Source organism: Pseudomonas sp. PS01299, from assembly GCF_029960145.1.
Lineage (GTDB): Bacteria > Pseudomonadota > Gammaproteobacteria > Pseudomonadales > Pseudomonadaceae > Aquipseudomonas > Aquipseudomonas putida_A.
The window spans coordinates 1-5,281 of sequence record NZ_JASCPO010000321.1 but is presented as its reverse complement, the minus strand read 5'-3'; the positions used below and the strand labels follow the sequence as shown (position 1 = coordinate 5,281).

Annotated in this window: 4 protein-coding genes; all 4 read right to left on the bottom strand. The window is 61.4% G+C overall.

Going from position 1 to position 5,281, the window contains the following annotated elements; genetic code table 11:
* Positions 1–87: 87 nt before the first annotated feature.
* The gene (locus tag QMX91_RS28820) at positions 88–684 is read right to left on the bottom strand and encodes a biliverdin-producing heme oxygenase (protein WP_282413755.1); all 597 of its coding nucleotides are present in this window, start codon (positions 682–684) and stop codon (positions 88–90) included.
* A 112-nt stretch (positions 685–796) separates the two neighbouring features.
* The gene (locus QMX91_RS28815; protein ID WP_282413754.1) at positions 797–3,382 is read right to left on the bottom strand and encodes a TonB-dependent receptor; all 2,586 of its coding nucleotides are present in this window, start codon (positions 3,380–3,382) and stop codon (positions 797–799) included.
* Between the two features lie 122 nt (positions 3,383–3,504).
* Positions 3,505–4,470 carry a FecR domain-containing protein gene (locus QMX91_RS28810; RefSeq protein ID WP_282413753.1) on the bottom strand — a complete coding sequence of 322 codons (966 nt, stop codon included), beginning with the start codon at positions 4,468–4,470 and terminating at the stop codon, positions 3,505–3,507.
* Positions 4,471–4,594: 124 nt separating this feature from the next.
* The gene (locus QMX91_RS28805; protein WP_027612557.1) at positions 4,595–5,113 is read right to left on the bottom strand and encodes a sigma-70 family RNA polymerase sigma factor; all 519 of its coding nucleotides are present in this window, start codon (positions 5,111–5,113) and stop codon (positions 4,595–4,597) included.
* Positions 5,114–5,281 lie beyond the last annotated feature (168 nt).

Below are 5,281 nucleotides of genomic sequence, written 5' to 3'. Positions count from 1 at the left end.
CGAAAGCGGTGTGTCAGTGACATATGAGGTGGCTGACACAGCGCTTTCGCGAGCAAGCCCGCTCCCACAGTAGGGATTTGTGTTGGGTCAGGCCGGTTCGGCTTCTGTGGTGTAAGCCTGTTCCAGCAGCACGGTGAAGCGGTTGAATGCGTCGATTGCGCCTTGCTCGACTTCGGCTTCCTCTTCGGCGGTGAGCGGCAGGGAATCGAGGGTGCGCACGAAGCTTTTCCAGCCTTCGGCACGGCCGCCTTCCGGTTCACCCAGGTGACGGGCACCAAAGGTTTCGCTCAGCTCCAGCGCCACCGCACGTTTGATCAGGAACGCAGCGCCGAGCTTCGAACCTTCGGAAACAAAGATCCAGCCGAGGGCACGGGCCTTGCTCGGGTTTTTCAGCGCACCGGCCACCGGTGGCGGGATGTCGGTGTCGAGATCCGCCAGGTCAGCCTTGGCCGCATCCGCGCGGCAACGGGCCGGCAGATCCGGGACGATGGCAGTCAGTTCGGCATTGTTATAGAGATCGACCAGTTCCGACTGGAACAGGTACTGCGCGACCACGAAACGCGCGAAGTTGGCGCGGGTTTCGAACGGCGCGTGGGCCTTGACCAGGGCGTCGAGCTTGCTGTGCGGCTCGTGGGTGATCTGGTTCAGGCGTTGTGAACGCAGGGCTTTTTCCGATGTGGTCATGGGGTGTCCTTGATAAAAGAGGCGCTTGATAACGAGACGAACGGGCAGGTGCCAAACCGTAAAAAAAAGCCCTGCGACGCGCTGAACAATGCGCGTCGCAGGGCCGTCCGGATCAGATGTCCCAGACCAGATTGATCGCGAAGTTGCGGCCCGGTTGGGTCAGCCGATCGAGGTTGGCCGGTTGCGTCACCGAGGCTTCGCCGACGCTGTCGTAACCGCGCACGTCATCCCACAGCCAATACTTCTTGTCGGTCAGGTTGTAGATGCCGCCGCTGACGGTGACGTCGTCGGTGACTTTGTAATAGCCGGCCAGATCGAGAATGCCGAAGCCAGGGGTCTTGAACTGGCTGCTGACGCCATCCGGCGACTTGAAGTTGCTGTCGTCGACGCGATCCTTTTTCTTCACCACGGTCCAGCTCAGCAGGCCGCCGTAATTGTCCTGGTCGTAACCCAGACCGAATACGCCAGTCAGCGGATTGACGCTGTTGAGTGGCTCGCCGTTGTCGTTGTTGCGACCGTAGGCATAGGCGATCGAGCCTTGGGTGTAGAGGCCCTGCGGCGCGCCGAACGCATCGAGGTTCAGGCGACCTTTGACTTCGGCGCCCTTGATGGTCGCGTGCTTGATGTTGCTCGACTGGAAGGTCAGCTCGTCGTAACCGGGAGTGACCGCGTCTTCGTTGATGAAATCGCGGTACTTGTTATAGAACACCGCCACGTCGAACGAGCCTTGTTCGAAGTTGCCGCGCAGGCCGGTTTCATAGCTTTTGCTTTTTTCCGGTTCCAAGTTCGGGTTCGGCGCCACGTTGTAGCCGGTGGTGCTGTTTTCGAAGCGCCCGTACAACGCTTTCGCGGTCGGTGTGCGGAAGCCTTCGGCGTACTGGCCGTACCAGGTGTAATTGTCGGTCAGGGCATAGGTCAGGCCGAATTTGGGCGAGACTTTGTGCCAGCTCTTGTTCGCGTCGCTGACCGTGCCGTTGCCATCGGCCGCCACGGTGTTGAGGAATTCCTGAGTAATGCGCGGCTTGAGCTGGGTGTGGTCGTAGCGCAGGCCCGGCAGGAAGGTCCACTGGTTCCAGCTGATCTGATCCTGAGCGAACAGGCTGTAGGTGTTGATGGTCGGGTCCGGGAAGTCGCTGGATTTTTTCAGCACGTCCGCCGCGCTGGTGGTGCCGATGGCGGTGCAGCCACGGCCGACCGCGAGGCACTTGCCGTCGCCGCTGCGCGAGCCGGTGACCTTCTGTTGCTTGATCGTGGTGCCGTAGGTCAGCACGTGATCGGTGTCACCGATGGCGAAGGCCTTGTCCAGTTGCGCATCGAATACCCACTGTTTTTCCTCGTAGATCGTGTCGCGTGTGCGCAGCACTTTACGGGTCATCGGGTAGTAGAACTCTTCGGTGCTCTGGTCGGTCTTGGCGATCTGGTGGTTGAGGCTCCACTTCACGTTATCGGCCAGCAGGCTGTCGAGGGCGAAGCTGTGCTCGAGGCCGAAACGCTCGCGGGTGATGGTGTCATTGCCGGTGCGCCACTGGTACATGCCGCCGGGCAGCATGCTGTTGGGGATGGTCGGCGCGCCGTTGAAGTACGGGCCGCCGTAGGCACTTTTCTGATCGGTGTCGCGATCGTCCTTGTACTTCTCGTAGGTCAGCCCCAGGCGCGAACCTTCGTTGTAGTTCCAGCCGATCTTCGCCAGTACGTTGGTGGCCTTGACGTCTTCCGGGTTGGCAGCGGTGCGCGCCAGGCCAGTGCCGTTGTTGCTGCCGTAGGAGTCGGTTTCGTGACCGTCGCGCTGGCTGAAGTGCAGCAAGCCGTCGAACTGCTCGGCACGCCCGGCGACGGTGGCGGATTTCAGCCAGCTCTCATCGGCGGAGCTGTAACCGGTTTTGAAGCGAGCGCCGACGTCTTTGCCGGGCTTGATGATGTCGTCCGGGTCGAGGGTGTAGTAGCTGACGGCGCCGCCAATGGCGTTGCTGCCGTACAGCACCGAGGCCGGACCCCGGAGGATTTCCACGCGTTTGACGATTTCCGGGTCGACGTAATTGCGCTGGGTCTTGGCGTAGGGGCCGTTGAAGAAACCGTCCGGCACTTCGACGCCGTCGACCTGCGTCAGGATGCGGTCGCCGTCGATGCCGCGAATGTTGTAGCCGCTGATACCGCCACGCTGGCCGGCGCCGCCGACGGACACGCCCGGCTCGTAGCGCACCAGATCCTTGATGGTGTTGACGTTGTTGCGATCCAGGTCCTGACGGGTCTGCACGGTGACGGTGGCCGGCACGCTGTTGACCGACTGCTCTTGGCGGGTGGCGCTGATGGTCACCTGATCCAGATTGAGTGCACCGCTGGAGCTGCGCTTCTCCAGCACCACGTTATTGTTGCTCAGCTTGCGGAAGCTCAGGTTGGTCCCCACCAACAGGCGCTCCAGGGCTTTTTCCGGCGGCAGCGAACCGCGCACGCCCGGCGACGAAACACCCTGACCCAGTTCCGCCGGCAAGCCGACCTGCCAACCAGTGACGCTGGTAAAGGCATTGAGCGCCGACACCAGCGGTTGCTGGCCGATCGAGAACGAATAATCACCCATGTTGCGCGCCGGTTGTTCGGTGGCAGCCATCAGCGGTGCGGTGCCGGCCATGAGGATGGCGGCCGTCAGCAGCGACAATACGCGGGAAGGGGAAGCAGTCTGGCGGGTAAGGCGAGAGGACATCGATAGCGCTCCGTGTCGCACGAATCTTTATAGGTGCTGATCCGTCTCCGAAGATGCGAATCAATTGCATTGGCTATAACGAGACGAACGGGCTTTGGCTATCGAGTAAAAATAATTCTCATTTAGTTCAGGATCACCAGCGCGGGGAATTCCTGCAGGCGCGCCGAGGTGATGTGGGCGAGGGAACGCACCACGTCCAGCGGCTGGTCGAGGCGGTAGTTGCCGGTGACGTTGACGTCGGCCAACTGCTCGTTGGTGTTGATGATCCAGCCCGGGTAGTAGCGGCGCAATTCGGCCAGTACCTGATTCAACGGGCAGTTCTCGAACACCAGTCGGCCCTGAACCCAGGCCAGATCGGTGGCGGCATCGAGCTTGGCCGGACGATCGAAACCGTTGGGGCCGATGCGAATGCTTTCGCCGGCGCTCAAACGCACTCGTGCGTCGTTGTGCGTGGCGCGCAGATCGACATCACCGCGTTGCACATTGACCTGCGCGACGCCGTCCAGATATCGCACGGCGAACGCGGTGTCGCGCACGCTGGCCTGCACCGGGCCGGCATCGATTTGCAGCGGCTGGCCACGGTTGGCAGCCACTTCGAAAAACGCTTCGCCCTGATACAGCCGCGCCACGCGCTGGCGCTCGTTGATGGTGCTGGAGAATGCCGAGTTGGTATTGAGCAGCACCTTGGAGCCATCCTCCAGCTGCAGGCGCTGACGCTCGCCAACCACGGTCAGGTGATCGGCCTGAATGCGCATCGGCAGATTGCTGAAACTGAACAGGCCCAGAATCAGCACCGCAGCGGTGGCCAACGGTTTCCAGTGCGGACGCAATCGCTGGAGGACGGTGACTTTCGCCGGTTTGGCCGCGAGGCTTTGCGCGCACTGGGCGACTTGCGGCCCGTCCCAGACTGCCTGCGCCTTGGCGAACGCCTCTGCATTCAACGGATCGGCCGCCAGCCATGCGTGAAATTGCCGGGTCTGCTCTTCGTCCGCACTGCCGAGCACGATGAGCCAGTCCAGAGCCTGGTCCATTGCACGGGCGGCGTCCTGCGCCGTTGCGGGCGAAGGCGAGCGGTGGGTGTCCGTCACGGTGTTTCCTCGGCAGTGTCTGTGCACGGCTGTTTTTTAAGTGAAGCGTAAAAGTCGGCCAAGGGTAACAAAGCCCAATGATCAGTGCAGTCGATCCTGTGGATGACAGCAAACGCCTTTGGCCTCAGTCGCCATTCAAGCGCTCGGCGACACCGATGCAGATCGACATGATCAGCTTGAGTTCCTTCTGCACGGTGCTGAGGGACACATTCAACTCGTCGGCGATTTCCTGGTAGCTGTGCCCGTGCAGGCGGCTGAGGATGAAAATCTGCTGCTGGCGGGGGCTGAGTTGACTGAGGCTCACGTTCAGGCGCTCCAGCAATTGTTCGGCGTGGGCGGCGTCTTCGGCGCTGCTGGCGGGGGCGGCGACGCTGTGCACCACGTCCTGTGGCACGTCATCGACCATGGTGCGCGAATGGATCTTGCGCGCACGCAGGTGATCCAGCGCCAGATTGCGCGCGGTCTGGAACACGAAGGGTTCAAGGTGATCGATGGCGCGCTCGCTCAACGCCCGCGTCACGCGCAGGTAGGTTTCCTGCAACAGGTCTTCGGCGGTGCTGTGGTTGTTGACCATGCGCTCGATCGTGCGCAGCAGGGACGTGCGCTGAGAGAGAAAGACATGATTGAAGCGCGATTGACTCACGGGGAAACCTGATCCATTTCGAGCGAATGATAATGCTTATCATCTAGTCGAGTGGTCAAGTGTTGATTTCAGATTGAAATCAGAAACCTGTGGGAGCGGGCTTGCTCGCGAATGCGGTGAGTCAGTCGATACATCAATTGCCTGACACGACGCCTTCGCGAGCAAGCC